Genomic DNA, 25,500 nt, shown 5'->3' with positions numbered 1-25,500 from the left:
CGCGTCTTCACATCCTACGACAACATCATCGACCACTGCTGCGAAGCCTGGAACAAGCTCATCGATCAGCCTTGGCACATCATGACCATCGGCCGCCGCAAATGGGCGCGTGGGTCATGATCAGTGCAGGTTGGTATAAGTAAAGTGTCACCGTAACTCTAAGTAAAATATCACCGTAACTTAACTAAGATCACCATCTGCCTTCACGCCCACCAATGATAAACCGAGCGAAGCCGCGTGCGCTCGAACGGCAGAAGTCGGACGCCCTAATCTCTGTGCAATGGTGATTGCTCGCGAGCCGCCATTAGCCATCGCTTTAAGGATACTGACTTCGTAGTCAGTCCAAGGTTTTCCCGCTCTTCCCTTCAATTCACCAGCCATGCAGACCTCGTCAAGATGTTCGTCGACAGTGCTCACCGTCGACCGTGCGCTATGGCTCTTTGCCCAGATTGGGGCGCGACTGCCGCATCAACGGTCGAGATAACGCCCGGCCGTTAAAATATTTTGGATCGGTGAGCTTCACTATCGCTTGAGGGACTTTTCGTGCGCGAGGCGCAATTTGGATCGTTGCGCCCCGCTCGGCCCACACCATCCGGTGGAGGCGGTAGCGCGCGCAGAGGTCCGGGCCGGTGCCCTGCCGGTGCTGGACGATCCGCGCGAGGCCGGTCTGCGCGAGCGACGCCCGGATCGATCGTGCCGCGATCTGGTCGGCCATGATGGTCACCCAGCCGCCGTGTCGTTCGCGATCCGTGGTGCGGTTTCAGAGCGGCGGGGCGGGGGGTTGAGCCGTGGCGACGGATGGGCCGATTGCGGACATTGCTCCGCACGCTGGGCACGGCTAGTCTGCAATCCAATGGTATTGGTCGGAACAGTTTATGCAGTTTGACATTGCTCGTCGCATGATGATCGAACTCAAAAAAAGCGATGCGTTCATCAACACGCTTCTCGCATTAGCAGAAGAAATTGCAGATGAAGAAGAGCGTCGCGTCGTAAGAAAGAGAATAGCAAACGTGATGGGCGAGATATATTGTGAGATTTGGCGACCCATTGAAATTGAACACCCTTCCTTGCGGGAAAGTGACGAAGCACTATAAATGGAGGGCCTGAGCTGACTACGGAAGCCCCTCATATTATGGCCACTACGGCTGCCTCCCTGACCCTTCGCTGACAGTCCCCCTCCCAGTCTTTCAGAACATTGCGCCCCTTGCCGATCGTCCACGAAAGCCGCCGATCGTTGCGTCCCGATCGGCCCACACCAGCCGGTGGAGGCGTTAGCGCGCGCAGAGGTCCGGGGCGGTGCCCTGCCGGTGCTGGACGATCCGCGCGAGGCAGGTCTGCGCGAGCGGCGCCCGGATCGATCGTGCCGCGATCTGGTCGGCCATGATGGTTGCACAGTTGCCGTGAAGTTCGCGATTTGTGGTGGGGTTTTAAAGGCATGGGGAGCGCGGGACAAGGCCGGGGCAATGCATGGGGCAATTCCGGCCGAATGGTCGCCAATTGCATTGCGAAGACCGCATCTTCGCGATCTGGACTCGACCTTTTGTGCACGTTCAGGAAGCAGGCGTCGGCCAGCAGACAAATCGCGCCTCCTCGACCGAGTTCATTCCCCGCACCTCAAATCCGGGGAGCAGTCGCAGCCGTTGCAACGCCGCTTCCTCGCCTGTCGCCATCTGCGGAAACGCGACCTTGGTCCGTCCTGTCCTGTCGTTTAGCAGCCACCAAACGTCCGCTCCCCAAGGTCCGCTATGGTTCGTCTCCAAGCAGACAGCCCCAAGGTCAGCCATCCTGATGCGCTGCTCCACCTGTTTGGGCGATCGGCAAACAATCTGATCATCTGCCGTGACCTCGACGACAAACCGAGCTTCTGGATGCTTCATCGCGCAAAGGTGCCTTGTTTGTGGCTTTGGATCAATGGCAGCTTCCAATCAATTCCGGCTGCAGCCGACTAGCGAAAGCTAGCGTTAAAGACGACGCCAAGCCCAACCCGGTTACGCCGCATCACGATCGCCCAAACACTTCCCGCCACCACGCAACCAAAAAAGTCCGGGGTGCAGGGGCCGCTGGCCCCTGCGAATCTTCCTTCCCCTCTTGAATCTTGCCCAAGCCCCAACCCCGCCACACCGGCACAATCAGCGCTTGCCCAACCCCCGCTCGCGCGGCCATCCTGTGTCCCGCAGCCGGGTCGCCAATCCATGTGCGTGCGCGAGCCCAACGGGGCCGCCGCCACCAGCCGGAGTGACCCGATGAAACTGCCGTTCGACGATATCCAGCGCCGCTTCCTGCTCAAATTCGGCGAGGCGCTGTTCGATGACTATGCCGAAATGGCGATTCCGGTGGAAGCGGTGGTCGAGCGGTTCGAGGTGCTGATCGCGCGGATCGGCGGGACCAAGGCGGACGAGGTCAGCTTTGCGATCTATGCCGCCAACCTGGCGCTGGGGCCGTTCTTCGACGAGGTTTCGGTCGATACGCGCAAGGACCGCATCCGCAACCGTATGCAGGACACGCATTCGCATTTCTTCCACGAACTGGGCCGGATTCGCGGGATCATGTACCTTTCGTACTACAGCCACTGGGAGCCGGCCGAGGACGGCAGCGACGGGCAGGACGAAAACCGCACCAACCCGGTCCACCAGCAGATCGGCTTTACGCTGCCCAAGTTCCGGCAGGGCTTGCGCGGCCCAGGCGACGTGCCGGTGCCGATCGACGTGACGCCGGGGCGCGAAATCGATGCCGCGCACTTCGTCAACGCCGCCACGATCCCGCACGATATCGACATTGTGGTGGTCGGATCGGGCGCCGGCGGGGCGATCGCGGCGCTCAACTTGTCCAGGCATTACAAGGTGCTGGTGATCGAGGCCGGGCCGTACTTGCGATCGGATGAAATCAACCACGAAGAAGGGATGATGACCGCTAGGCTCTACAAGCACGGCGCGTTGCAGACCACCGCCAACAACGACATCGTGGTGTTCCAGGCGCGCAACGTGGGGGGCGGGCCGACGATCAACAACGGCATTTCGCTGCGCGCCAAGGGCGATGTGCGGCTGCACCCCGATGCGCCCGACGTCTTCGCCAAGTGGGCCGAAATCGGCGCGCCGATCGATGAAGCGCGGTTCATGGCCGCTTATCAGGCGGTGGAGGACTTGCTCGAAATCAAGGAAATCGAACACCGCTCCAGCCGCTCGAACGGGCCGCACTTGCTCAACGGGTGGGCCAAGTTCCTGACGCAGGACAACGATCCGGTGTTCCATGCGGCCAAGCCGGGCTGGTTCCGCAAGAACTTTGGCCCGTCCGAATCCGCCAGCCCTTGCGGCTATTGCGGGTATTGCAACACCGGCTGCCCTTACGCGCGCAAGGTGGCGATGGGCACGCGCGTGCTGCCGCGAGCCTGCGCGGAGGGCGCGAAGATCCTGGCCGAAACCAAGGTGGAAAAGATCCTGTGGGCCAGAAATCGTAATAATGGGGGTCCATCGGGCCAGCCCAGCCGTGCGATCGGCGTGACCGTCACCGATCGCGACGGGATCGCGCGGGTCATCCCGGTGCGCGTGGGCGTGGTGGTGGCCGCGGGCACGATCGCCTCGTCGCTGCTGCTGGCGCGCTCGGGGATCGATGGCACGGGCGAACAGATCAGCCTCAACATCGCCTCGCCCGTCACCGCGCTGATGCCCGAGGACGTGATGGCGGGCAAACCTTCGTGGGACGAGGACCAGATGGCGACGATGGTCGATTGCAAGGACTTCATGCTCGAATCGCACTTCCAGGCGCCGATGACCATGTCCGCGCTGATGCCCGGCTGGTTCGGCGAAATGGACCGCCGGATGCGCCACTACAGCTGCATCGTCGAAACCGGCATCCTGTTCGCCGCCGATCGGCTGGGGCGGATTTCGGGCGGCAAACTCGACATGCGGCTGACCGAGGAGGAGCTGGTGGTGGTCCGCCGTGCGATGGTGGTGGCCACGAAAATGCACTTCGCCGATGGCGCGATCGAAGTCTGGCCGGCGCTGTCCAGCGGCCGCGTGGTCTATCCGCACGAGGACTTCGAAGCCGTCTATGCCGAAGAAATCCAGCATGCCGACGATATCACGCTGTCTTCCGCGCACCCGCACGGCGGCAACCCGATGCACGCCGATCCGCACGCCGACAACAGCGTGGTGGATCTGGATTGCCGCGTCCACGGCACGTCAAACGTGCTGGTGACCGATGCCAGCGTGTTCCCGAGCTGCATCCGCGTGAACGCGCAGCTCACCACGATGGCGATGGCGCAGTACGCCACCGGGCAGGGCGATCCATTCGCAGGGATTGCGGTGCTTGAGGTGGCGGAGATTTGATTTCCGGTTGAAGAGTACCTCCGGCGGGCAAAGGACTCAGCCCCTTGCCCGCCGGAGGCCCTTTACCAACCTGCTTTGCCTTCGCCCTTCGCCACTCTAAGACTGCATCCATGCTCCGCCTCCTTACCGCACTCATCGCCCTGCTGGCGCTCACCCCGCCCGCTCTTGCCGCCACAGCGCCGACCGTGCTTGCCGCGGCCAGCTTGCAAGAGGCGCTGACCGAGGCCGCCGATGCTTTCGCGAGGGCACGCCATCCGCGCCCGGTCCTGGCGTTTGCGGCGAGTTCGGCGTTGGCGCGGCAGGTTCAGGCGGGGGCGCCGGCGGATATGTTCGTTTCGGCGGATGAGCAGTGGATGGATGCGCTGGCGGCCAAGCGGTTGATCGTGGCAGCATCGCGGCGTGATCTAGTGACGAACGCGCTGGTGCTGATCGAGCCGGCCGCCGGGAGCACCCGGCTGGCGATTGCGCGCGGGTTTCCGCTGGCGCGCGCGCTTGGTGCGAGCGGGCGACTGGCGCTGGCCGATCCGGCAGCGGTTCCGGCGGGGATTTACGCGAAGGCGGCGCTGACCAGCCTGGGTGTGTGGCCGAGCGTGGCGGGGCGGATCGCGGCGGCGGAGAATGTGCGGGCGGCGATGGCTTTGGTTGAACACGGGCAGGCGCCGCTGGGGATTGTTTACGCGACCGATGCGCTGGCGTCGGCCAAAGTGCGCGTGGTGGCCCGGTTTCCGAGCGCAAGCCACCCGCGCATCGTTTACCCGGTGGCCCTGATTGCGCCGATCAACGGGCGCGCGGCCAATCCCGAGGCCGAGGCGTTCCGGCGGTTCCTGCTGGGGCGCGAGGGGCAGGCAATCCTGCGCCGTCACGGTTTCGGCCCGGCGTGAACGCTGCGGCGCTGACAGCGGCCGATTGGCAAGTCATCGCACTGTCGCTGAAAGTCAGCGGCGTGGCGGTGCTGGCGACCTTGCCGGTGGCATTCGGGCTGGCCTGGGCTCTCGCACGTTGGCGGTTTTTCGGCCGGGTGTTGCTCGATGCGCTGGTGCATCTGCCGCTGGTGCTGCCGCCGGTGGTGGTCGGCTGGGCATTGCTGCTGCTGCTGGGCCCGGCGGGACCGGTGGGCGGCTGGCTCGAGCGCACGCTGGGCGTGACGGTGATGTTCCGCTGGACCGGCGCGGCGATCGCGGCGGGCGTGATGGCGCTGCCGCTGATGGTACGCGCGATCCGGCTGTCTTTGGAGGCAATCGATCCGCGCTTTGAACAGGCGGCCGAAACGCTCGGTGCGGCGCCCGCGCGGCGCTTTGCCACGATCGTGCTGCCGCTGGCGGCGCCGGGGGTGCTGACCGCGGTGATCCTCGGGTTCGCGCGCTCGCTGGGCGAATTCGGCGCGACGATCACGTTCGTTTCGGCGATCCCCGGAGAGACCGAGACGCTGCCGCTGGCAATCTATTCGGCCTTGCAGATACCGGGAGCAGAGGCGCGGGTGTGGGCGCTGGCGGGCGTTTCGGTGCTGCTGGCGCTCATGGCACTGGCGGGTTCGGAGTGGCTGGCGCGGCGCCATGGCGGGAGCGGCGGCCGTGTCCTTTGAGCACGCGTTCGATGTCGACGTAAGGCGCAAGCTGGGCGATGCCACGGTGGGTGCGACGTTCACCGCGGACGGTGGCCTGACCGTGCTTCACGGCAGTTCGGGCGCGGGCAAGTCGAGCGGGCTGGCGATGGTGGCGGGCTTGCTGCGGCCCGATTCAGGACACGTGCGCGTGCTGGGCGAGACGCTGTTCGATGCAGCGGCGGGGATCGACGTGCCCGCGTACCGGCGGCGGCTGGGGCTGGTGTTCCAGGACGGGCGGCTGTTCCCGCACATGACCGTGCGCGCGAACCTGCTTTACGGGTGGAAGCTGGCGGATTTGGCCGATCGCTGGATCGAGCCCGCTGTGGTGATCGAATTCCTCGGCATCGAAGCCTTGCTCGATCGGCGGCCGCGCACGTTGTCGGGCGGGGAGGCGCAGCGCGTGGCGATCGGACGCGCGTTGCTGTCGGGCGCGCGCGCTCTGTTGCTCGATGAGCCGTTGACCGCGCTCGATCCGGCGCGGCGCGAGGAGATTCTGCGCGTGATCGAACGGCTGCGCGACGAACTGAAGCTGCCGATGCTCTACGTCACGCACGATCGCGAAGAGGCGGCGCGGCTGGCGACGCAGACGATCACCGTCGAGCGGATCTAGCCGCCCGTTGCGGGGAATTCGAGCTGGCTGGTATCGTACCCCAGCGCCTTTGCGCGCGCGACCAACGGTGCCACTTCGGCCTGCGTGGGGCGGGGATTGCGCGTGTAGATCCACAAGTCGTGGAACGTGGGATCGGCCGAGATGAACCAGCTATAATCCGGGGCGACGTCGAGCACCCAGTAATCGCGCTGGACGGGCACGATGCCGAGGAAGCGGTAGCTTACGTGCAGCCTGGCGTTGGTGCCCGGGTCCAAGATCCGCGCAGGGCCGCCGATGGTCTTGCGCTTGCCGGTGGACGATCCTTGATAGCAGAAATCGAGCACCTTGACCTTGGTGCCGCCCTGCGGCGTGTAGGTCGTGCCGCCTGCCACGCAGCCGTCGGTCAGCTTCATCGGGCGGCGGCCGATTTCGTACCAGGTGCCGGTGTAGAAGCGCACTGCATCGATGGTGGTCGCGGGGTGCAAGGGGCTGTTCGAGGTGTCGACCGTTGCGCAGGCGGCAAGCACCAGCGCGGCTACCCCGAGCAGCGCAAGGCGGGAGTGGGCATACCGGATTGCGCGCATGAGGATTCTCCGACGGACTCCAACTGACCGGCGTGTCCATCCATAGAGCCGCAGCGGCAAGCGGCAATTGCCCCGAAGGACAGCGGCGCGGGCCGGGCAAGCGCAAATCAACTCCACAATCGAGCGGACCATTCGGCTCGCTTGTCGCGTTGCGCCAAGTCGCTGTCACAAACCCCGCGTAAGATAGTGCCCGACGATCCATTCGGTTCGAGGGGATTCGGTACGATGGCCACAACCGCGCTGTTCGATGCCCGCCGCCGCGCGGTGATGCTGGCGGCTTCGCAGCGGTGGCGTGTGCAGCCGCCCGATACGAAGGCGCAAGCGGTCTCGCCCAGCCAGCAATCGCGCTTCGATGCGCGCCGCGCCAGCCTGGTCCATGCCGGCGAATTGATGGCGCAAGGCCGCTTGCCGGTGTTCATCGAGCGCAAGATGGGCGCCACGCTCGATTGGGTGACCACGCCGACCAGCGAAGCCGCGCGCATGGCGGGGCGGCCGGTGGCGCGGATCGTCGCCAATGCCGATCCGCGGGTGGAGCCGGTGGGGTTCGCCACAGGGTTCCTGATCTCGCCCAGTGTGTTGCTGACCAACTGGCACGTGTTCCCCGATGCCGGATCGGCGCGCGGCACCGGCGCCAATTTCCTGCACGAACAGGGCGATGCCGGGGTGGCGCGCGGGGTGACCTTCGAACTCGATCCCGATGCCTTGTTCCACGCCGACGATGCGCTCGATTACGCGATCGTGGCGGTCAAGCCCACCGCGGTGACGGGCGAACTGCTGTCGTCGCTGGCGTTCCTGGCAGTCAACGGCTCATCGGCCAAGATCCTGCCCGGCATGCCGATCCGCATCATCGAATATCCCGACGGCGGGGCCAAGCGCTATGCCACGCAGAACTGCCGGCTGCTCGACCTGCGCGACGACGGATTCCTGCGCTATGAAACCGATACCGCCGAAGGATCGTCGGGATCGCCGTGCTTTACCGAAATCTGGGAGGTGTGCGGGCTGCACCACGCCTCGATCCCGCGCACGCGCGGCGATGATGTGCTCAACAAGGACGGTTCGGTGTGGGCGCCGGGCCAGCCCGATGATGGCATCGACTGGATCGCCAACGAAGGCGTGCGGATCAGCGCGGTGGTGCGCGCGCTGGCGTCGATCAGGCCGGGTGACGCGTCGGCCACGCGGCTGCTGGGCGAACTGCTGGTGGGAACGGTCGATCCTGCGGACGACGTGAGCAAGCTGGCGACCGCGCCCGAAGACGTTTCTGGCGTGCGACCTGCCAACCTCCTGAAAGGATCGGCGATGGACGGCGTGACGATGAATTTCAGCGGCCCGGTGGCGATCTACATCGGCGGTCGTGGCGAGGCGGCGATTGCGGTTCCGGATGCGACCGAAACCACCGTGGCGCCGGAAAAAACGCTTCGCTTCGATCCGAATTATGACGACCGCGAGGGCTACGACCCCGGGTTCCTCGGAAATGGGCTGCTGGTGCCGGTGCCCACCGTTTCGGCCGCGCGCGAGGGCGAGATGTTCAAGGAAAACGGCGCGATTACGGTGCTCAAGTACCATCACTACAGCCTGGCGATGAATGCGCAGCGGCGGTTGCAGATGTGGTCTGCGGCCAATGTCGATTACGATCCGGCGCGGCGCACCACCAACGGGCGGGCGTTTTTCGGCACCGATCGCTGGATCGGCGATCCGCGCATTCCGGCCAGGTTCCAGCTTGCCGATGCCGATGTCTATGGCCCGGCCGGGCAGATCGACCGCGGCCACATCGTGCGGCGCGAGGACAGCGCCTGGGGCGATACGCCGACCGAGACCGAATTCGCCAATTCGGACACCTTCCACTGGACCAATTGCACCCCGCAGCACGCCGCGTTCAACCGATCACAGCCGGGCAAGCGGTGGGATGGGGTGAATGGGCTGTGGGGCGGGTTCGAGAACCACGTCCAGAAGAACCTCCAGACCGGTGATACCCGCGCCTGCATTCTGGCCGGACCGGTGTTGGCGGCCGACGATCCGTCGCAGGATTTCGGCACCGGCCCGGTGCAGGTTCCGCTGGTGTTCTGGAAGGTGGTGGTGGTCGGCAACCTGGATAGCGAGGGCGCGCGGTCATTGCGCAGTTATGGCTTTTTGTTGTCGCAGAAGGACGTGGTCGATCGGTTCGGGGTGGAATTCGCGGCGGGGGAATTCGCGCGATTCCAGGTGTCGCTGGCGACGATCAGCGAGAAGGCGGGCGTGGTGTTCGATGCGGCGCTGATCTCGGCGGATACGACGGCGGGTTGAGGCTTCCCGCCCGCTTGCGGGAGGGGGTTAGGGGGTGGGCCGCGTCATGAGACCACCTTGAAAAAGAAGTGCCCACCCCTAGCCCCTCCCGCAAGCGGGCGGGGGACCTGTGGCGTCAGTCGCGGCGCGGTATTTACTTCGCCGGCGCCGCCGCTCCATCGGGCAGGACCAGCAGCTCCACCGCCTTGCCCGGGATCAGGTACTTGCGCGCCTCGCGTTGCACGTCGGCGGCGGTCAGCGCGGCAACGCCGGCCTTGGCCTGCTTCAGCCGATCGAGGTATTGCGCTTTCGATTGCGCGCGCTCGGTCAGGCCCAGCCAGCCGAAATTGGTTTTGAGCACATTGTCGAACCGTTCGAGCATGGGAGCGCGCGAGCGCAGCAGCGTATCGGCATCGATCGGGGCATCGTTGAGCGCCTGCACCGTTTTGGCCAGCGCGGCGCGGGCGGCGGGCACGTCTGCGACGTCGACCGAGGCCTGGATCGCAAACGTGCCGTAGCCGGGGTAGATCGACGAAGCGACGCTCGATGCGCCGGGCGAATAGCTCTTGCCCAGCGCCTCGCGCAGCGTTTCGAGCACTGCGTTTTTCATCACTTCCTGGAGCAAGTCGAGCGTCAGCGTTTCGACGGGGTCCTTGTCGTCACGCGTGGGCCAGACCAGCTTGATCGTGGCCTGGCTGGGATCGCCGGCGTGGCGGATCACCTGGAGGCCGCGCTTGGCGGTGAACTGGCGCTGGCGCTGTTCGGTGTAAGGCCGGAATTCGGGCTCGCGCGGGGGCAATGCGCCGAAGGTTTTCGCAATCGCGGCGATGGTCGCGGCTTCGTTGATATCGCCGACCACGCCGATCTCGATCGCGCCCTTGGCCAGCCTATCACCGATCACGCCCTTGAGCCGCGTGAAGTTGAGCGCCTGGTAATCGGCCAGCTTGCGGAAGCTGAAACGCGGATCGTCGTCGGACAGAAGGGCGCCTTGCGCGTGGCCCAGGGCGCCGTCGGGGGTGGAGCGATAGCGCAGGAAGTAGTTGGCGGTGTTCTGCCGATAGCGCAATTCGCCCTCGGGCCGGTAGCCGGGGTCTGTCACGTAAGCCGCCAGCAATTGCAATTCGAGCTGGAGATCTTTCGGCGTGGTGCCGGCAAGCTGGGTGAAAGTCTCGGGGCTGCGGCCGAGCCCGCCCGAAACGGTGTGGCCGGCCAGCAGCGTTTCCAGTTCGTCCTCGCTGTGGAGGCCGAGGCCGCCCGCGGCGAACACTCCGATCATTTCGGTGGCGATCGGGTCGGTGCGGGTGTCGAGCATCTGTCCGCCGTCAAGCGCCACGCGCACCAGCACGCTGCCCTTGTCGAGATCGGTGTGCTTCAGGTTGAGCCGCACGCCGTTGGCAAAGCGCAGTTCGCGGATGCCATACAACGGTTCGACCGTGTCCGAAACCACCGTGCCCGGCGTGCCGAACGAGGTATAGCCGAAGCCCGCATCGGGGCCGCCCGCTGCGGGCACGCCGCCAGCCACCAGCAACGAGGTCTGGTCGATTTTGGTGTGCCATGCCTTGTCCCACGCCGCACGCAAGGCGGCGGTGCCGCCGGGGGGCAGCTTGCGGCCCTGGAAGCGGATCAGCGGCGCATCGAGCGGCAGCGCTTCGCTTCGCCCATTTTCGGATTTCAGGGCAGCGAACACGGCTTGCGGCGTGATCTGCGGGGCGAACTGGTTGAAGCGTTCGAGCGCATTGGCCGGGGTGACGGGCACGCGATCATCGCGCAGCAGCACCAGCAGCCCGGCCACCAGCGCGGCGTGGCTGCGGGTATCGGCGCGGGTTGCCGACACTTCGAGCGCCTGGCGCGTGCTGGCCAATTGCTCATCCACCTCGGCCTGGGTGAAGCCTTGCGCCAACGCCTTGCGCAGCGCGGTGGCGGCGGCAGTCAGGCCGTCGAGCGAGCGGTTGTCGGGGCTGTCGATCACCAGGTTGGTGCTGCGCCCGATGCGGAACACGTCCGACGTGCCGAAGCCCGCATCGCGGAACGGGGGCTTGGGCTGCCGTGCCAGCCGGGTCAGCCGGCGGTCGATGATCGCATAGCCCAGGCTGCGCAGCAGGTCGGTGCGGCGTTGCGCGGCGGTGTCGGGTTCGTAAAGCCACTTGCCCAGCCGGGTCACGGTGACGCGTTCGGCCAGCGCGGGGTGGATGAAGGCGCCGGTCAGCCCCTTGCGCGATGGCTGGACTTTGCCCTGCGACGGGCGCGGGGCGGGCGATGCGGCGGGCCAATCGTCGAAGTGTCGCTTGATGTCGGCCTCGGTCGCGTCGGGATCGAGATCGCCGACGACGATCACCGTGGTTTTCGCGGGCACATACTCGCGCCGCCAGAACGCGGTGAGCGAAGCGGCACTGGCCTTGTCGAGCGTTTCGGGCACGCCGATCGGCAGCCGCTGCGGGAATGTCGCGCGCGGGTGGAGAAAGGCGAGCTGGTCCTTGACGTTGTCGAGCGCATAGCCACGCCCGTCGCGCAGTTCGGACAGCACCACCCCGCGTTCGCGCGATACGGCGGCGGGCGCAAACGTCAGTTCGCTGGCGGTTTCGCGCATCAGCGTGAGCGCGGTGTCGACCAGCTTGGGCGTCACGCGCGGCAGGTTGAGCTTGTAGAGCGTGTGTTCGAAGCTGGTTTCGGCATTGGTATCGGCGCCGAACGCCAGGCCTTCGCGCTGGAGCAGATGAACCATTTCGCCTTCGGGCACGTGGGTGCTGCCGTTGAACGCCATGTGTTCGACGAAGTGGGCAAAGCCGCGTTCATCGTCGCGTTCATCGAGCGATCCGGCGGAAATCTCCATCCTCACTTCGGCGGTGCCGGCGGGGGTGGCGTTGCGGCGGACGACATAGCGCATGCCGTTGGCCAGCCGGCCGAAGCGATAGCCGGGATCGACGGGGAGATCGCTTTTCTCGAAAGCCCAGCCTGGTTGCGTGGGCAAGGCGGTGCCTGCGCGCGGGCCAGCGGCGCAACCGACCAGCGCAAGCGTCAACACGGTGGCGGCGAAGCGTTCCAGGGAAATGATCATCGCGGCATACCTAGCGCGAAAATCGTGCCGTCGAAACCACCCAGCGCTCGACGTCCGGCTCAATGTGAAACGGGCCGGCACAATGGCCGGCCCGTTCCGTGTTTCATCGAACGATCGAAACGATCAGAGGCCGGTGGCCCCGCTGGGTGTGCCCCAACCGGTCGGGCCATCGTAGCCGACGCCCGCGGTGCACAAGTACGTGCTGCCGCATGTGCCGTTGGTGCCGCTGGTCACGTCGTTCTGCCCGACGCCATGGTTGGCCCAGATGCCGGCGGCGGCCTGGGGATGGAGGTTGTAGGCGGCGTAGATTCCGCCAACCAGTGGCGCAGCGACGCTGGTGCCGCCGAACACGAGCCAGCCCGACTTGGAGCCGGTGCCGGTGGGACCATAAACAGCCACGCCGGTGGCGGGATCAGCCACGGCGGAGATGTCGGCTTCCATGCGGAATGCGCAGAGGCCGTCGGTCTGGAAGCCGGGCTTGGGAAATGTGGCGCTGCAGCCGCTGCCAGCCCCGTTCCACGCCGTTTCGGTCCAGCCGCGGGTGCTGGTGTCCTGGACCAGATGCGTGCCGCCGACTGCGATCGCACCGGGCGCCGAGGCGGGGAACTGCACGCCATAGCCGCTATCGCCGCTGCTGACGGTCACCGCGATGCCGGGCTGGCTGTAGACCGCGGAGTAAGCGCTCGAACCGGCTTCGCCGCCGCCATAGCTGTTCGAAATGACGATCGCGCCCAGCCTGGCCGCAGTGCTGACCCCGGCTGCGAGGTTGGCGAGAGTTGCGCTCGACGATTGCACCAGCAGGATCTTGCAGGTGGGGCACATCGCGCTGGCCATGTCGACCTCGAGCGCCTGTTCCTGGGCCCAGCCGGTGTTGGCGCGCGGATAGCTGGTGCCGCCGTTCTGATCGACCTTGCGGAAGCAGCCGTTGGCGGTGGTGCAGGCTGGCAGCCCGTATTGCGCGCGATAGGTGGCAAGATCGGCTTCGGCGTTCGAGTAGCCATAGGCATCGACGATCGCAATCGTACCGGTGCCGGTTCCCGTGACCTTGTAGGCCGTCCTGAGACTTGCCGGGCTGAAGCCACCAGGCGTCACGTTGGGTGCGGCGTTGCCGTTCTTGCCTTCTTTTTCGTTGCCCGCCGAATCGGTGACCACATGCGCGTGGCAATAGGCCTCACCCGGTGCCACTGCGTGCGAGCAGGCGGCTTTGTGGAACACGTTGCCGCTGCGTTCCAGCGCGGTGGCCGACTGGGCTTGCGCGGTGGTGCCGAACGCTCCGCCGAAAGCCAGCGCCGCGAACCCGATCGCGATACCCGGAAATTTGTGTTTCATGATGCTGCACCCCCCATTGTTTTGCACAGGCCATCCTGATCCGCCCGAGTAGGTGAAGGCTGCCTTTGCGTGGCTGGTAAGCGCAAACGGTAAAGGCGCCATTTGGCATGTATTGCGACAGACGGTAACAAAAGTGCGCCAGGATGATGGAACAATGCGCATCAATTAATTACAACAAGTAAGAAACAGCTGTCAGCGCGACATCAGGAACACCGCGTGTTCGGCGCGGAAGTTGGCGGCGGCGGCGCTGGTTTCGCGATCGCCGTTGAGGAACCACGCGCGTTCGAGCACGATGCCCCGTGTCGCCACCAGCGCCCGGAAATCGTCGACCGTCACGTGGTGGATGTTGGGTGTTTCGTACCACGCCACGGGCAGCAGCCGCGTCACGGGCATGCGCCCGCCCCACAGCAACGACAGCCGCACCCGCCAGTGCGCGAAATTGGGGAACGACACGAACGCCTTGCGCCCGATCCGCAGCAGGTGTTCGAGCACCAGGTCGGGCCGTCGCGTGGTCTGCAATGTCTGGCTCAGGATTGCGTAATCGAAGGCGTGATCGGGATAATCGGCCAGGTCCACGTCGGCATCGCCCTGGATCACCGACAGCCCGCGCGACACGCATGTGGCCACGCTGGCTGAATCGAGTTCCATCCCGCGTGCATCGGCGTTGCGATCCCGTTGCAGCGCCGCCATCAGGTCTCCATCGCCGCAGCCGACATCGAGCACGCGCGATCCCGGCGCGACATTGGCGGCGATGATTGCCAGGTCGGGGCGCAGCGCGCCGGCGCCGGAGGGCGCTCTCAAGCTTGATGTCATCGATCGGCCCCGAGGAACCCCGTCACCACGCGATCGAGCGCGGGCACGTCGAGCAGAAACGAATCGTGCCCGAACGGCGCGCTCAGTTCGACGAAGCTCACGGCTGCACCGGCCGCGTTCAGGGCGTGGACGACGCTGCGCGATTCGGCAGTGGGGTAGAGCCAGTCGGTGTCGAAGCTGACCAGGCAGAACCGCGTTCTGGTGCCCGCGAAGGCCGCCGCCAGCTTGCCGCCGTGTTCTTCGGCCAGGTCGAAATAGTCCATCGCGCGGGTGATGTAGAGGTATGAGTTGGCATCGAACCGGTCGGTGAAGGCGAGGCCCTGGTGGCGCAGATAGCTCTCCACCTGGAAATCGGCGTCGAAACCGAAGGTCTTGGCCCCCCTTGTTCCATCCGGGCGGTCTTGCAAGCGCCGGCCGAACTTCTCGTGCATCGCCTGTTCGGAGAGGTACGTGATGTGCGCCGCCATCCGCGCGACCGCGAGGCCTTTTTCCGGACCTTTTCCGGACGCGTAATAGTCGCCGTTTTCCCACGCCGGGTCGGCCATGATCGCTTGACGGCCGACTTCGTGGAACGCGATGTTCTGCGCCGATTGGCGGGCTGCGCTGGCGATCACCAGCGCCGCGCGGGTGCGGGTGGGCCAGTGCGAGGCGAAGCTCAACGCCTGCATCCCGCCCATCGATCCGCCGACGACGGCGTGCAAGGAGCCGATCCCCAGCGCATCGAGCATCGCCACCAGTCCGCGCACCATGTCGCGGATGGTGATGACGGGAAAGCGCATTGCGTGAGGCGCGCCATCGACCGCGAGACTCGCGGGCCCGGTCGAGCCCATGCAACTGCCGATCACATTGGCGCAGATCACGTGGAAGCGACTGGTGTCGATCGGTTTTCCCGGGCCGACCATCCGCACCCACCAGCCCGGCTTGCCGGTGATCGGGTGGTTGCTGGCAAGGAACTGGTCGCCGGTCAGCGCGTGGCAGACGAGGATCGCGTTGGATTTGTCGGCGTTCAATTCGCCATAGGTCTCGTAAGCGATCTCGACCGGCGCGAGGCTTTGCCCGCTGTCAAGCGGCAGCGGGTCGGGCAAGGTCAGGCGCTTGCTGGCGTGGAGAAGGGCGGCATCGGCCATGGTGGACGCGCGATGGCGGCAAAGCGGGGCGGCTGTCAACTTCGGCCGACAAGTGCGTCTTTCCCTGCCCGGCTGCACCCGCTAAGGCGCGCGCCATCATGGCAGACGCAACCGCAGCTTCGACAACCCCGCAACCCAAGCCCTGGATTTCCGAAATCCATGCCTATGTGCCGGGCAAGTCGAGTGGTGCGGACGGGCGGCCGCTGGTCAAGCTTTCGGCCAATGAGAACCCGTTGGGGTGCAGTCCGGCCGCGCTGGCGGCGCGCGCGCAGGCGATGGAGCCGGCGTTGTATCCCGATCCCGATAGCACCGATCTGCGTCGCGCGCTGGGGACCTTGCACGGTATCGACCCGGCACGGATCGTGTGCGGCACCGGCTCGGGCGAGCTGTTGACCGTGGCAGCAAGCGCGTTTGCAGGGCCGGGCGACGAGGTACTTTATGTCCGCTATGGCTTCTCGCTTTACGATATTGCCGTGCGCCGCTGCGGTGCGACTGCGGTGGTGGCGCCCGATCACGATTACGGCACCGATGTCGATGTGCTGCTGGGTTGCGTGACCGAGCGGACGCGCGTGGTGTTCGTGGCCAACCCCAACAATCCGACCGGTAGCTACATGAGCCGCGCCGATCTTGCGCGGCTGCACGCAGGGCTGCCGGGCAGCGTGCTGCTGGTGCTCGACCAGGCTTATGCCGAATATGTCGATCCGGCGGATGACGATGGCAGTCTCGAGCTGGCGGCGGCGCATGGCAACGTGCTGGTGACTCGCACGTTTTCGAAGGCCTATGGCCTTGCGGGCGAGCGCGTAGGCTGGGGCACCGGGGCGCCCGAACTGGTCGAAGTGCTCAACCGTTTGCGCGGGCCGTTCAACGTCAACAACACCGCGCAAGCGAGCGCGCTGGCGGCGGTGAGTGACCAGGATTTCGTGGCGCATTCACGCGCACACAATCGGGTGGAGCGCACGCGGTTCGTCGAACGGCTCACCGCGCTCGGCAACCACGGCCTGCGACCGCTGCCGAGTGAGGCCAACTTCGTGCTGGTGCTGTTCGAGGGCGGGCTGACTGCGGAGGTGGCGTACAACGGGCTGGCCGCGGCCGGCACTATCGTGCGCTGGCTGCCGGGGCAGGGGCTGCCGCATGGCCTTCGCATTACGATCGGCACGCGCGAGCAGATGGATGCAATCGCCGATGTGCTCGTTGCGATGGTCGAGGCCGCGAAGTGACTGCGCCCTTCAAGACCATTGCGGTGATCGGGCTGGGTCTGCTCGGCGGATCGGTGGGCCTTGCGGTGCGCGAATTCCTGCCCGATGCGGTCACCACCGGCTTCGATCTCGCCCCCGTCAACCGCCGGCGCGCCGCTGAACGGGGCTTGGTCGACACGGTCTGCGACACTGCGGCCGAGGCGGTGCGCGATGCCGATCTGGTGGTATTCTGCGTGCCACCCGGCGCCATGAGCGAGGCCGCACTGGCCATCGCGGGCGCAGTCCCGCGCCACGCGGTGATCAGCGATGTCGGCAGTTGCAAGGTGTCGGTGGCCAAGGCGCTGGGCGATGCGCTTCCCGGCTTGGCAGTGATCCCCGCGCACCCGGTTGCGGGCACCGAGAATTCAGGCCCGGACGCCGGCTTCGCCAGCCTGTTCCGCCACCGCTGGTGCATTGTCACCCCGCCCGCAGATGCCGACCCGGCGTTGGTCGGGAAGGTCGGCGCGTTCTGGGAAGCGCTCGGCGCCAATGTCGAGGTGATGGATGCCGCGCACCACGATCTGGTGCTGGCCGTTACCAGTCACCTGCCGCACTTGATCGCCTATACCATCGTCGGCACCGCCTCGGATCTGGAGGATGTCACGCAAAGCGAGGTCATCAAGTATTCGGCCGGCGGTTTCCGCGATTTCACGCGCATTGCCGCATCTGATCCCACGATGTGGCGCGACGTGTTCCTGTCGAACAAGGATGCGGTGCTCGAAATGCTCCAGCGCTTTTCCGAGGACCTGACCGCGTTGCAGCGCGCGATCCGGGTGGGCGATGGCGAAGCGCTGTTCGACCAATTCACCCGCACCCGCGCGATCCGCCGCTCGATCATCGCCGAAGGCCAGGACGATGCACGGCCCGATTTCGGGCGCGGGGATCACTGAGGGTCTGTTTCAAAATTCGCGAAAGAGCGAATTTCGAAACAACACGATCACGTCACAAGAAACAATACGCCGACCACGGCCATCACCACCGTGCCCGCCCAGCCGCCCAGCGACAGCCAGCGCGGAATGGTCAGTTCGCCCATTACCTTGGGATTGCGCGCGAGCAGCATGATCAGCAGTAACAGCGGCGCGGCCAGCAATCCGTTGACCACCGCCGCCCAGTAAAGCGCGATCATCGGATCGATGCGTAGCAGGTTGAGCAGGAAACCGCCCAGCGTGGCAAGCGCGATCACGGCGTAGAACGCCCTCGCATCGCGCGCGCGCCGATCAAGCCCCTCCGTCCAGCCGAAGGTTTCGCTGACGGCATAGGCGCATGATCCGGCCAGCACCGGGACCGCGAGCAGCCCGATGCCGATGATCCCGGCGGCGAACAATGCGAACGTGAACACGCCTGCGATCGGCCGCAATGCCTGTGCGGCTTGCGCCGCGCTGGTAATCTGGGTGATGCCGTGCGCGTGGAGCGTGGCGGCGGTGGCCACGATGATGAAGATCGCGATTACTTGCGAATAGGCCATGCCCGCCAGGTTGTCGGCACCGATGCGGTCGAGGTCCGCCCCGGCCTGTTCGGGCGCGTCGCGCAGCGGAGGCGACTTGTGCTTGTGCAGTTCCTCTACTTCCTCGCTTGCCTCCCAGAAAAACAGGTACGGGCTGATCGTGGTGCCAAGCACCGCCACCAGCCCCATCGTATGCGCCTTGTCGAGCGTGAAGCCGGGCAATACGATCCCGCGCAGCGCCGCCCCCAGTGGAACCTTGCTGACGAACACCACGCCGACGTAGGCGAGCAGCGAGGCGGTGGTCCACTTGAGCACGCCGGCATAGCGATCGTAGCTTAGCCACACCTCAAGAACGACCGAGAGCAGCCCGAACAAGAACGTATAGAGCAGCAGCGGCCCTGGGACGAGCAGCCCCAGCGTCTCGGCCATAGCGCCGATGTCGGCGCCCAGGTTGATGACGTTGGCAACCACCAGCAGCAGCACCGCCAACTGGAGGACCGGGCGCGGGTAATGGTCGCGCAAGTTACCGGCAATGCCCTTGCCCGTCACCGCGCCGATTCGTGCGCAGATCGCCTGGATCGAGACCAGCAGCGGATAGCTGAACAGCATGGTCCAGGCGAGTTGGTAACCGAATTGTGCACCGACCTGGCTGTACGTGCCGATGCCGCTGGGATCGTCGTCGGCCGCGCCGGTGATCAGGCCGGGGCCCAGCTTCGCCAGCAGGCCGCGCGGCGGTTGATCGGAGTCAACGCGTCGTGGATCGGTCATTCGGTTTCCGTCGTGTTCAGCACGTTGATCGCGGCAAGCACGCGTGCTTCGATTTCGGCGCGGGGCAGGCCGGGCGGGATCGGATCGCCGAAGCGGTAGTGGATCGTGCCCGATCGCTTCCACCAGCGGTGATAGAGCGGGCCCGAATCGACCGCGACAGGCACCACCGGCAGCGCCAGCAGCTTGTACAGCCCGGCAAAGCCCGATTGCAGCGGCGGGCAGGTGCCGTGGGGTACGCGCGTGCCTTCGGGGAAAATCAGCAGCGGGCGGCCATCGGCAGTGCGTTGGCGCGCTTCGGTCAGCATCGCGCGCAGCGCCTTGGCGCCCGCTGCACGATCCACCGCGACCAGCCCGTAATGCTTGCCCACCCGGCCCCACAGTGGGATGCTCAGCAATTGCTGCTTGGCGAAGACCACCGGGTTGCGCAGGAAATTGACCGCGTCGAGCGCTTCGAAGAAGCTTTCGTGCTTCATCGCGTAAAGCACGCGGCCTTCGGGCAGGCGGGTATCCGGGCGCGGGCCGTCCTCGATTACCGCGATGCCCAGAATAACGCGCGCACAACGGCGATGGAAGCGACACCAGGCGGTCGCCGCCCTGGCGAAATCGTTGTAATCCGCGTGCGGCTTGAAGATGCGCAGCGTGGCCCACAGGACATAGGGAATGCTGCCGATGTAGAACGCGGGATAGAACAGCAGGTTGCGCAGCACAGTAAGCGCGCTGGTACGGGGTTCCTTCACGATCCCAGCCACACCGCGATGCGCCGCGCAAGCAGCTTGTTGTATTCGACCAGCAAGGTGCGTGGCTCTGGCTTGGATCGCACCGCGTCCTCGATGATGTGCGTGCCTTTCGGCGCCACCGATGCGAGATCGAAGGCGGCGCGGCGCATGTGCCAGTCGGTCGTCACCAGCCGCACCGATCTGAGATGGTTGGCTGCAATCCAGCGCGCGGCTTCAAGCGCATTGGTGCGCGTGTCGGTCGAGCGGTAGCCCAGTTCCACGCAGCACTTCATGGTGGCGCGGCCCAGATGGTATTCGGCGGCGAATTCGTTGGGCTTGACCTCGCGGTCCACCCCCGAAACCAGCATCCGATCGGTCCAGCCCTTGTCGAGCGCCTCGATCCCGCGCTGGATCCGCCCCGGCGCGCCGGTCAGCACCACCACGCCATCGGTCTGCACGGTGCCGGCCGCATGCGGGACGAGCACAGCGAACCAGGTCAGTCCCAGCAGCCAGCCCACCGCCACGATCAGGATAAAACGCGTGATCACAGAAACCGGCGCAGCGCGGCGAGCACGGTCAGCCGCGCGGTAAGCACCGCCAGCGCCACACCCGCCAGCGGGATCAGCGCGATCATCAGCCAGTCGGTCAGGTGCAGCCCGCCGCTTGCGACCAACCCTGACCCGAGCGCAGAAAAGCTGCGGCCGAGCAGGAACACGCCGATGATTCCGAGGGCAAGACCGACCACCCCGCCGCTCGCCGCCTGAACCGCCACCCCGCGCTGCACCCCGCGCGCGATCTGCGCGTCGGTGCCGCCGAGCATATGGACGATCTCGATCGTTTCGCGCTGTGTGCCCAGTGTGTTGCGCGCGGCCAGCAGCACCGCCGCGGCGGTCGCCACCGCGAGCAGCGCGATCAGACCGCCCGCCAGCCATTGCAGCGCGCCGATCGCGCCGAACACCGGCGCCAGCCACGCCGCCTGGGCATCGACCCGCGCCGCCGGCGCCACGGCAGCCAGCGCGACGCGCAAGCTTTCCACCCGCGCCGGCGTAGCCGGGCCGGACAAGGCAACGTCGATCAGCGCCGGGATCGGCAACCCTTCCACGCCATCACCCGGCCTGGTGCCGAGCCAGGGTTCGAGCAGCGTATCGAGTTCGCCTTGCGGAACAAGCCGCACCGAGGCCACGCCCGGCGTCTGTTTCAGAACGCGTTGCGCGGCGAGCCCCTGGCGATCCCGCTCGGCCGGGGCTGCGTGGACGATCTGTACGGTCAGCCCGCCCGAAAGGTCGGCGCTGGCGGCGTGTGCGGCATTGCGCAAGGACAGCCCGCTCGCCGCCGCGATCACGGTCAACGCGATCATGATCGCGATCACCCATGGCATCGGCCCGCCGGCGCGCACCGGCGGCAACAGCGCGGCTTCGGCGCCCCAGCGCGCGGCGGCGGTTTGTTTGCCTGCCATCAGCTTCCCGCTCGGCCAGAATTGCCCGATGCCGATGGGCGCGGCGGATAGCGAAGCGCGCCGGTGGGATCCGAAAGCCGACCCTTGTCGAGCCGCATGATCAGCGGTTCGGCCACGTGGCGGATCAGGTGAACATCGTGCGTGGCGACCACCACGGTTGTGCCCTGGCGGTTGAGCGCCTCGAACAGGCGCAGCAGCTTCAGCGCCATTTCGGGGTCGACGTTGCCGGTGGGTTCGTCGGCCACGAGGATATCGGGGCGCGCGATCACCGCGCGCGCTATCGCGACGCGCTGTTGTTCCCCGCCCGAAAGCGTGGCGGGGCGGCCGTCGCGCCGATCGGCCAGCCCCACCCAGTCGAGCATGTCGCCGACCGCCGAGGCGATTTCGCGTTCGCCATAGCCCGATACGCGCAAGGGCAGCGCGATGTTATCGTAAACCGACAAGTGTGGCACCAGCCGGAAGTCTTGGAACACCACTCCCAGCCGGCGGCGCAGCAGCGGCAACTGTTCGCGCGGCAGCGTGATCGAATCGGTTCCGAACATGCGGATCAACCCGCGCGAGGGGCGCTGCGCGAGGTAGAGCAGCTTGAGCAGCGAAGTCTTGCCCGCGCCGCTGGCGCCCGTCAGGAAATAGAACGTACCGGGAAACAAGGTGAAGCTGATGTCGGTCAGCACTTCCTTGTCGGTGCCATAGCGCAGCCCGACGTTGTCGAAGCGGGTGATCTCGGCAGGCTGCGAACTCATCACTGGGGCCTATATGCGGGAATGGGTGTGGAAAAAAGGCATCATCGCAAGCCGATGGCGCGCATCGCCCTTGTGCCATGGCGGTGCAGGATGTTTAAGCTGATGCTGCGATGATCCTTTCCTGCCCAGCCTGCGGTACACGCTATGTCGTCCCTGACAGTGCGATCGGCATTGACGGGCGCGTCGTGCGCTGTGCCAAGTGTCGCCACAGTTGGTTCCAGGATGGCCCGCAAGGCGCTATGGCCGAAACGGTTGCGCCGCCCGAATCAGAAGCGCAACCACAACAACCATTGGCATCAAGTCCCGAGGTCGCAAGTCCCACATCCGCAAGCACGGAGGGAGGCACCATGTCGAACATGCCCCAGTCAGAGTCGTCCGCTGCCCAGGCGCCCCCTGATGGTGCACCCCCTGGCGAAATTGCCGCGCTCAAGGGGCGCATCAACTGGCAGGAATCGCCGCTGGATGCAGGCAGTGCGCGGGCTATTCCGGTGGCTGCGGGCGGCCCGGCAGGCGCGATTGCTGCCGCCGTGCCCGATCCTGGCGGCGATTATTCGGTCGAAACGATGGCGCAGCGTCCGCGCACGCAGATCATGCTCGAACCGCTGCGCAGTGATCCGGGGCAGGGCGAAAGTGCTCCCGCCCCGATGCCCGCTCCGGTACCCGCACAGACCCGCAGCCCTGTTCCGGCCCGCAGCCCTGTTCCGGCGCTCGACGACCCCGAAGCGACCGTGCCGCCGCTTTCGCCCGATAATGCCGGCGAGAACCTGCGCCATGCCCAGGTCGACGAGAGCTCGCCGTTCGATCGCGGCCCGCCGTTCGCGCCGCGCCGCAACATGGCGAAAGTATGGCTCATGGCCACGCTGGTGTTTGCCGCTGCGCTGCTTGCGCTTACCGCTGCTGTGGCCAGCTTCGGGTTGCCAGACTGGTTGCCGGGGCAGCACAAGGTGTTCGGCGAGGCGCACGCCGATCTGCATCTGTCGTTCCCGCCCGCGCGGCAGGAACGGCGGATGCTGCCCGGCGGCGCCGAATACTTCGGCGCCAGCGGCACCATCACCAATGTCGGCCGCACCGCGCAGCATGTGCCCGGCCTGCGTCTGGTGCTGCGCGATGCCGGCGACAGGATCGTCTACCAGTGGGACATCGCGCCGCCGCGGCGCGATCTTGCCCCCGGTGAAAGCATGACCATCAACGAAGCGCGCACCGACGTGCCGCGCAGCGCCCGCTTCGCCGAGATCGGCTGGAAGCCCGAATAGCGCTGCTGGTTCGCGCCGGCGTTTGGCCGGTCTGACGAACCCTCACGAATTTCCCGGAGCCAGCTTCTAAAATCCCCGCAGGAAGTGCGCGGACGATTGGCGGTTGCGCGGGTCAAACCCCTTTGCTAATGGCCCCCTCCTACCCCGGGGGTCCGGGCTGCAATTGCTCAGCAAATGCACGCTTGCCCTGTCGATTTTGCGGTCGTGGCGGAACTGGTAGACGCGCAACGTTGAGGTCGTTGTGGGCGAAAGCCCGTGGAAGTTCGAGTCTTCTCGACCGCACCAGACAGTCCGGGAAACCCCACTCCAGAACAAGCATCGAGCGCATGGCGCGCCAAGCTGGTTGGTGACCAAAGGGGTTGCCGATCGGGCCCTCAGTCTGCGATGCGGCACAATTCCAGCGCGGCGGCCTCATCGATCACTTCGGCATATTTGGCAGCCAAGTCGAACAAGTTGGCCGCGTGCGGGGCGGGGTGGCGGTCGCCGCAAGCATCGCTGACGACGAAGGGCAGGAAGCCGTTCTGGCAGGCATCGAGCGCGGTTGCGCGGACGCAGCCGGAGGTGGAGAAGCCGCCGATCAGGACGCAGTCGACACCTTGCGCGGTCAGCGTCGAGGCGAGCGAGGTGCCGAAAAAGGCCGAAGCATATTGCTTGGTCACTACCAGTTCGTGGTTGAGCGGCTGAAGCGAGGGCGGAAACGCGCCAAGCGGCGATCCGCGCACGAAGGCCTGCAACGCGGGCACCTTGCGGTAGAACACACCGCCATCAATCCCGCCGGGCGCATATTCGACATTGGTGAAAATCACCGGGATGCCGGCCTTGCGCGCGGCGCTCACCAACCGTTCGCAGCTTGCCAGCGCCGCTTCGACGCCGGCGTAGAGCGGCGAGGCGGGATCGAGATAGGCCATGACCACGTCGATGATCAACAGCGCGGGGCTTTGCCCGAACGGCAAGTGCCCGTCGAACGTGCCGCGGTAGTTGCTGGCGGCGTCGGCCTCCCCTGTTGCCATCAGATCGTGCCCGCTTGTTCAAGCGCAGCCAACGCCGCCTTGTCCAGCCCGAGCAATTCGCCATAGATTTCAGCATTGTGTTGCCCGACCTTGCTCGGCGCGGGCCGGCGCACGCTGCTGGGCGTGGCCGACAGCCTGGGAAACGTGCCCTGCATCTTGAGCGGGCCGAACCGCTCGGTCTCCACCTCGATGATCGACTGCCGCGCCTGGAAATGCGGATCGGCGAGCATTTCGGGCGCGCGATAAACCCGGCCGGCGGGAATCGAATTGGCGATCATCAGCGCATCGACTTCGTCTACCGACAGGGTGGCCGTCCAGGCGTTGATCAGCGCGTCCAGCTTGGCCTGATGCTCGCCGCGCGCAAGGTGCGTGGCATAGCGTGGATCGTCACCCAGTTCGGGCCGGCCCATCGCCACGGCCAACCGCTTCCACAGCGAATCCTTGTTGGCGCCGATCATGTATTCGCCGTCTTTGCAGCCATAGACGTTCGACGGCGCGATGCCCGGCAGGATCGAGCCCGAGCGTTCGCGGATCAAGCCGCTGTGATCGTATTCGGGGATCAGCCCTTCCATCACCTGCAACACGCTTTCGTACAGCGCGGCATCGATCACCTGGCCCTGCCCGGTCTTGTCGCGGTGGTGCAGCGCGGCGAGCACGCCCATGCAGCCATAAGTCGCGGTGATCGTGTCGCCGATCGAAACGCCCATGCGGCTGGGCGCGCGATCGGGTTCGCCCACGATATAACGCCACCCGCCCATCGCTTCGCCGATCCCGCCGAACCCGGCACGGTCTGAATATGGCCCGCTCTGGCCGTAGCCCGACATCCGGGCGACGATCAGGCCCGGCTGGTCGGCGATCAATTGCGCGGGATCGAGGCCCCATTTCTCCAGCGTGCCGGGCTTGAAGTTCTCGACCACCACGTCGGCGTGGCGGATCAGTTCTCGCACCAGCGCCTGGCCTGCGGGCACGCGCATATTGGCCGAGACCGAGCGCTTGTTGCGCGCGATCACTTCCCACTGGACCTTGACCGCGCCCTGGCCCCAATCGCGCATCTGGTCGCCCGCGCCCGGTGGTTCGACCTTGATCACGTCGGCGCCCATGTCGCCCAGCAATTGCCCGCAGAACGGACCGGCTAGCAACTGGCCGAGTTCAATGACGCGGATTCCCGCGAGTGCTCCTGCATTGGTCACG

The 25,500-nt window shown here is 66.0% G+C and carries 23 protein-coding genes, 1 tRNA gene and 2 pseudogenes; 12 read left to right on the top strand and 14 right to left on the bottom strand.

The window, feature by feature from the left end; genetic code table 11:
* Positions 1 to 120 (top strand): annotated as a pseudogene (locus Q0R16_RS17425) (IS630 family transposase); the annotation flags it as partial.
* Between the two features lie 310 nt (positions 121 to 430).
* Here the strand turns inward: Q0R16_RS17425 and Q0R16_RS17420 are convergent.
* Entirely contained in the window at positions 431 to 715 is a 285-nt protein-coding gene (locus Q0R16_RS17420) for a hypothetical protein (protein ID WP_295639137.1), read from the bottom strand.
* A 184-nt stretch (positions 716 to 899) separates the two neighbouring features.
* Between Q0R16_RS17420 and Q0R16_RS17415 the strand changes: the two genes are divergently transcribed.
* Complete coding sequence (locus Q0R16_RS17415; RefSeq protein WP_295639134.1) at positions 900 to 1,094, top strand: hypothetical protein; 195 nt, start codon at positions 900 to 902, stop codon at positions 1,092 to 1,094.
* 456 nt (positions 1,095 to 1,550) lie between these two features.
* Here the strand turns inward: Q0R16_RS17415 and Q0R16_RS17410 are convergent, their stop codons facing one another.
* Positions 1,551 to 1,877: a hypothetical protein gene (locus tag Q0R16_RS17410; protein WP_295639131.1), complete on the bottom strand. Its 327-nt coding sequence runs from the start codon at positions 1,875 to 1,877 to the stop codon at positions 1,551 to 1,553.
* Between the two features lie 366 nt (positions 1,878 to 2,243).
* Here Q0R16_RS17410 and Q0R16_RS17405 point away from each other — a divergent pair, with 366 nt between their 5' ends.
* From Q0R16_RS17405 to Q0R16_RS17390, 4 genes are all read left to right on the top strand, one after another.
* Positions 2,244 to 4,325 carry a GMC family oxidoreductase gene (locus tag Q0R16_RS17405; RefSeq protein WP_295639128.1) on the top strand — a complete coding sequence of 694 codons (2,082 nt, stop codon included), beginning with the start codon at positions 2,244 to 2,246 and terminating at the stop codon, positions 4,323 to 4,325.
* A 110-nt stretch (positions 4,326 to 4,435) separates the two neighbouring features.
* Positions 4,436 to 5,206 carry a molybdate ABC transporter substrate-binding protein gene (gene modA / locus Q0R16_RS17400; RefSeq protein ID WP_295639125.1) on the top strand — a complete coding sequence of 257 codons (771 nt, stop codon included), beginning with the start codon at positions 4,436 to 4,438 and terminating at the stop codon, positions 5,204 to 5,206.
* Positions 5,203 to 5,907, top strand: coding sequence for a molybdate ABC transporter permease subunit (gene modB / locus Q0R16_RS17395; RefSeq protein ID WP_295639122.1), 705 nt, complete (start codon positions 5,203 to 5,205; stop codon positions 5,905 to 5,907). The genes modA and modB overlap by 4 nt, the downstream gene beginning before the upstream one ends.
* A complete protein-coding gene (locus Q0R16_RS17390; protein ID WP_295639119.1) occupies positions 5,879 to 6,538 on the top strand; it encodes an ATP-binding cassette domain-containing protein in 660 nt (219 codons plus the stop codon). Before modB ends, Q0R16_RS17390 begins: the two co-directional genes overlap by 29 nt.
* On the opposite strand, the gene Q0R16_RS17385 is transcribed toward Q0R16_RS17390, so the two are convergent.
* Positions 6,535 to 7,101, bottom strand: coding sequence for a lipocalin family protein (locus tag Q0R16_RS17385; RefSeq protein WP_295639116.1), 567 nt, complete (start codon positions 7,099 to 7,101; stop codon positions 6,535 to 6,537). The two genes, Q0R16_RS17390 and Q0R16_RS17385, sit on opposite strands and share 4 nt — an antisense overlap.
* Positions 7,102 to 7,326: 225 nt before the next feature.
* On the opposite strand from Q0R16_RS17385, the gene Q0R16_RS17380 reads away from it, so the two are divergent.
* A complete protein-coding gene (locus Q0R16_RS17380) occupies positions 7,327 to 9,381 on the top strand; it encodes a DNA/RNA non-specific endonuclease (protein ID WP_295639113.1) in 2,055 nt (684 codons plus the stop codon).
* Between the two features lie 133 nt (positions 9,382 to 9,514).
* Here the strand turns inward: Q0R16_RS17380 and Q0R16_RS17375 are convergent, their stop codons facing one another.
* The 4 genes from Q0R16_RS17375 to Q0R16_RS17360 all read right to left on the bottom strand — a co-directional run bounded on the left by Q0R16_RS17375 (position 9,515) and on the right by Q0R16_RS17360 (position 15,684).
* Entirely contained in the window at positions 9,515 to 12,415 is a 2,901-nt protein-coding gene (locus Q0R16_RS17375; protein ID WP_295639110.1) for a pitrilysin family protein, read from the bottom strand.
* Between the two features lie 123 nt (positions 12,416 to 12,538).
* Complete coding sequence (locus Q0R16_RS17370; RefSeq protein WP_295639107.1) at positions 12,539 to 13,744, bottom strand: hypothetical protein; 1,206 nt, start codon at positions 13,742 to 13,744, stop codon at positions 12,539 to 12,541.
* A 192-nt stretch (positions 13,745 to 13,936) separates the two neighbouring features.
* Entirely contained in the window at positions 13,937 to 14,545 is a 609-nt protein-coding gene (gene metW, locus Q0R16_RS17365) for a methionine biosynthesis protein MetW (RefSeq protein WP_295639104.1), read from the bottom strand.
* A gap of 8 nt (positions 14,546 to 14,553) precedes the next feature.
* Positions 14,554 to 15,684: a homoserine O-acetyltransferase gene (locus tag Q0R16_RS17360; RefSeq protein WP_295639101.1), complete on the bottom strand. Its 1,131-nt coding sequence runs from the start codon at positions 15,682 to 15,684 to the stop codon at positions 14,554 to 14,556.
* Positions 15,685 to 15,782: 98 nt separating this feature from the next.
* Between Q0R16_RS17360 and Q0R16_RS17355 the strand changes: the two genes are divergently transcribed.
* A complete protein-coding gene (locus Q0R16_RS17355) occupies positions 15,783 to 16,901 on the top strand; it encodes a histidinol-phosphate transaminase (RefSeq protein ID WP_295639098.1) in 1,119 nt (372 codons plus the stop codon).
* Positions 16,898 to 17,809, top strand: coding sequence for a prephenate/arogenate dehydrogenase family protein (locus tag Q0R16_RS17350; protein WP_295639096.1), 912 nt, complete (start codon positions 16,898 to 16,900; stop codon positions 17,807 to 17,809). The genes Q0R16_RS17355 and Q0R16_RS17350 overlap by 4 nt, the downstream gene beginning before the upstream one ends.
* Before the next feature lie 47 nt (positions 17,810 to 17,856).
* On the opposite strand, the gene Q0R16_RS17345 is transcribed toward Q0R16_RS17350, so the two are convergent.
* The 5 genes from Q0R16_RS17345 to ftsE are packed head-to-tail and all read right to left on the bottom strand — an operon-like array spanning position 17,857 to position 22,046.
* Entirely contained in the window at positions 17,857 to 19,131 is a 1,275-nt protein-coding gene (locus tag Q0R16_RS17345; RefSeq protein WP_295639093.1) for an NRAMP family divalent metal transporter, read from the bottom strand.
* A complete protein-coding gene (locus Q0R16_RS17340; RefSeq protein ID WP_295639091.1) occupies positions 19,128 to 19,868 on the bottom strand; it encodes a lysophospholipid acyltransferase family protein in 741 nt (246 codons plus the stop codon). The genes Q0R16_RS17345 and Q0R16_RS17340 overlap by 4 nt, the downstream gene beginning before the upstream one ends.
* Positions 19,865 to 20,395, bottom strand: coding sequence for a YdcF family protein (locus tag Q0R16_RS17335; RefSeq protein WP_295639088.1), 531 nt, complete (start codon positions 20,393 to 20,395; stop codon positions 19,865 to 19,867). Before Q0R16_RS17335 ends, Q0R16_RS17340 begins: the two co-directional genes overlap by 4 nt.
* Positions 20,392 to 21,303, bottom strand: a complete 912-nt coding sequence (locus Q0R16_RS17330; protein WP_295639085.1) for a cell division protein — start codon at positions 21,301 to 21,303, stop codon at positions 20,392 to 20,394. The genes Q0R16_RS17335 and Q0R16_RS17330 overlap by 4 nt, the downstream gene beginning before the upstream one ends.
* Positions 21,303 to 22,046, bottom strand: a complete 744-nt coding sequence (gene ftsE, locus Q0R16_RS17325; RefSeq protein ID WP_295639082.1) for a cell division ATP-binding protein FtsE — start codon at positions 22,044 to 22,046, stop codon at positions 21,303 to 21,305. Before ftsE ends, Q0R16_RS17330 begins: the two co-directional genes overlap by 1 nt.
* Before the next feature lie 110 nt (positions 22,047 to 22,156).
* On the opposite strand from ftsE, the pseudogene Q0R16_RS17320 reads away from it, so the two are divergent.
* The 3 genes and pseudogenes from Q0R16_RS17320 to Q0R16_RS17310 all read left to right on the top strand — a co-directional run.
* Positions 22,157 to 22,279: pseudogene (locus Q0R16_RS17320) on the top strand (MJ0042-type zinc finger domain-containing protein); the annotation flags it as partial.
* 114 nt (positions 22,280 to 22,393) lie between these two features.
* Entirely contained in the window at positions 22,394 to 23,299 is a 906-nt protein-coding gene (locus Q0R16_RS17315) for a thioredoxin (RefSeq protein ID WP_295639139.1), read from the top strand.
* A 198-nt stretch (positions 23,300 to 23,497) separates the two neighbouring features.
* A tRNA-Leu gene (locus tag Q0R16_RS17310) sits at positions 23,498 to 23,584 on the top strand.
* A gap of 89 nt (positions 23,585 to 23,673) precedes the next feature.
* Here Q0R16_RS17310 and Q0R16_RS17305 read toward each other — a convergent pair.
* Both Q0R16_RS17305 and Q0R16_RS17300 read right to left on the bottom strand, forming a co-directional pair.
* Positions 23,674 to 24,309 carry an isochorismatase family protein gene (locus tag Q0R16_RS17305; RefSeq protein WP_295639079.1) on the bottom strand — a complete coding sequence of 212 codons (636 nt, stop codon included), beginning with the start codon at positions 24,307 to 24,309 and terminating at the stop codon, positions 23,674 to 23,676.
* Entirely contained in the window at positions 24,309 to 25,499 is a 1,191-nt protein-coding gene (locus tag Q0R16_RS17300) for a CoA transferase (RefSeq protein WP_295639077.1), read from the bottom strand. Before Q0R16_RS17300 ends, Q0R16_RS17305 begins: the two co-directional genes overlap by 1 nt.
* Position 25,500 lies beyond the last annotated feature (1 nt).

The sequence above is a fragment of the Novosphingobium sp. genome (assembly GCF_025351285.1).
Taxonomy (GTDB): domain Bacteria; phylum Pseudomonadota; class Alphaproteobacteria; order Sphingomonadales; family Sphingomonadaceae; genus Novosphingobium.
This window is presented reverse-complemented; position numbering and strand designations above follow the sequence as displayed.

Coding starts and splice junctions, on each gene's coding strand:
- modA (WP_295639125.1), top strand. CDS start 4,436: ATGCTCCGCCTCCTTACCGCACTCATCGCCCTGCTGGCGCTCACCCCG.
- Q0R16_RS17360 (WP_295639101.1), bottom strand. CDS start 15,684: ATGGCCGATGCCGCCCTTCTCCACGCCAGCAAGCGCCTGACCTTGCCC.
- Q0R16_RS17305 (WP_295639079.1), bottom strand. CDS start 24,309: ATGGCAACAGGGGAGGCCGACGCCGCCAGCAACTACCGCGGCACGTTC.
- Q0R16_RS17405 (WP_295639128.1), top strand. CDS start 2,244: ATGAAACTGCCGTTCGACGATATCCAGCGCCGCTTCCTGCTCAAATTC.
- Q0R16_RS17345 (WP_295639093.1), bottom strand. CDS start 19,131: ATGACCGATCCACGACGCGTTGACTCCGATCAACCGCCGCGCGGCCTG.
- Q0R16_RS17420 (WP_295639137.1), bottom strand. CDS start 715: ATGGCCGACCAGATCGCGGCACGATCGATCCGGGCGTCGCTCGCGCAG.
- Q0R16_RS17385 (WP_295639116.1), bottom strand. CDS start 7,101: ATGCGCGCAATCCGGTATGCCCACTCCCGCCTTGCGCTGCTCGGGGTA.
- Q0R16_RS17410 (WP_295639131.1), bottom strand. CDS start 1,877: ATGAAGCATCCAGAAGCTCGGTTTGTCGTCGAGGTCACGGCAGATGAT.
- Q0R16_RS17315 (WP_295639139.1), top strand. CDS start 22,394: ATGTCGAACATGCCCCAGTCAGAGTCGTCCGCTGCCCAGGCGCCCCCT.
- Q0R16_RS17380 (WP_295639113.1), top strand. CDS start 7,327: ATGGCCACAACCGCGCTGTTCGATGCCCGCCGCCGCGCGGTGATGCTG.
- Q0R16_RS17330 (WP_295639085.1), bottom strand. CDS start 21,303: ATGGCAGGCAAACAAACCGCCGCCGCGCGCTGGGGCGCCGAAGCCGCG.
- Q0R16_RS17375 (WP_295639110.1), bottom strand. CDS start 12,415: ATGATCATTTCCCTGGAACGCTTCGCCGCCACCGTGTTGACGCTTGCG.
- Q0R16_RS17390 (WP_295639119.1), top strand. CDS start 5,879: ATGGCGGGAGCGGCGGCCGTGTCCTTTGAGCACGCGTTCGATGTCGAC.
- Q0R16_RS17415 (WP_295639134.1), top strand. CDS start 900: ATGATGATCGAACTCAAAAAAAGCGATGCGTTCATCAACACGCTTCTC.
- Q0R16_RS17370 (WP_295639107.1), bottom strand. CDS start 13,744: ATGAAACACAAATTTCCGGGTATCGCGATCGGGTTCGCGGCGCTGGCT.
- Q0R16_RS17355 (WP_295639098.1), top strand. CDS start 15,783: ATGGCAGACGCAACCGCAGCTTCGACAACCCCGCAACCCAAGCCCTGG.
- ftsE (WP_295639082.1), bottom strand. CDS start 22,046: ATGAGTTCGCAGCCTGCCGAGATCACCCGCTTCGACAACGTCGGGCTG.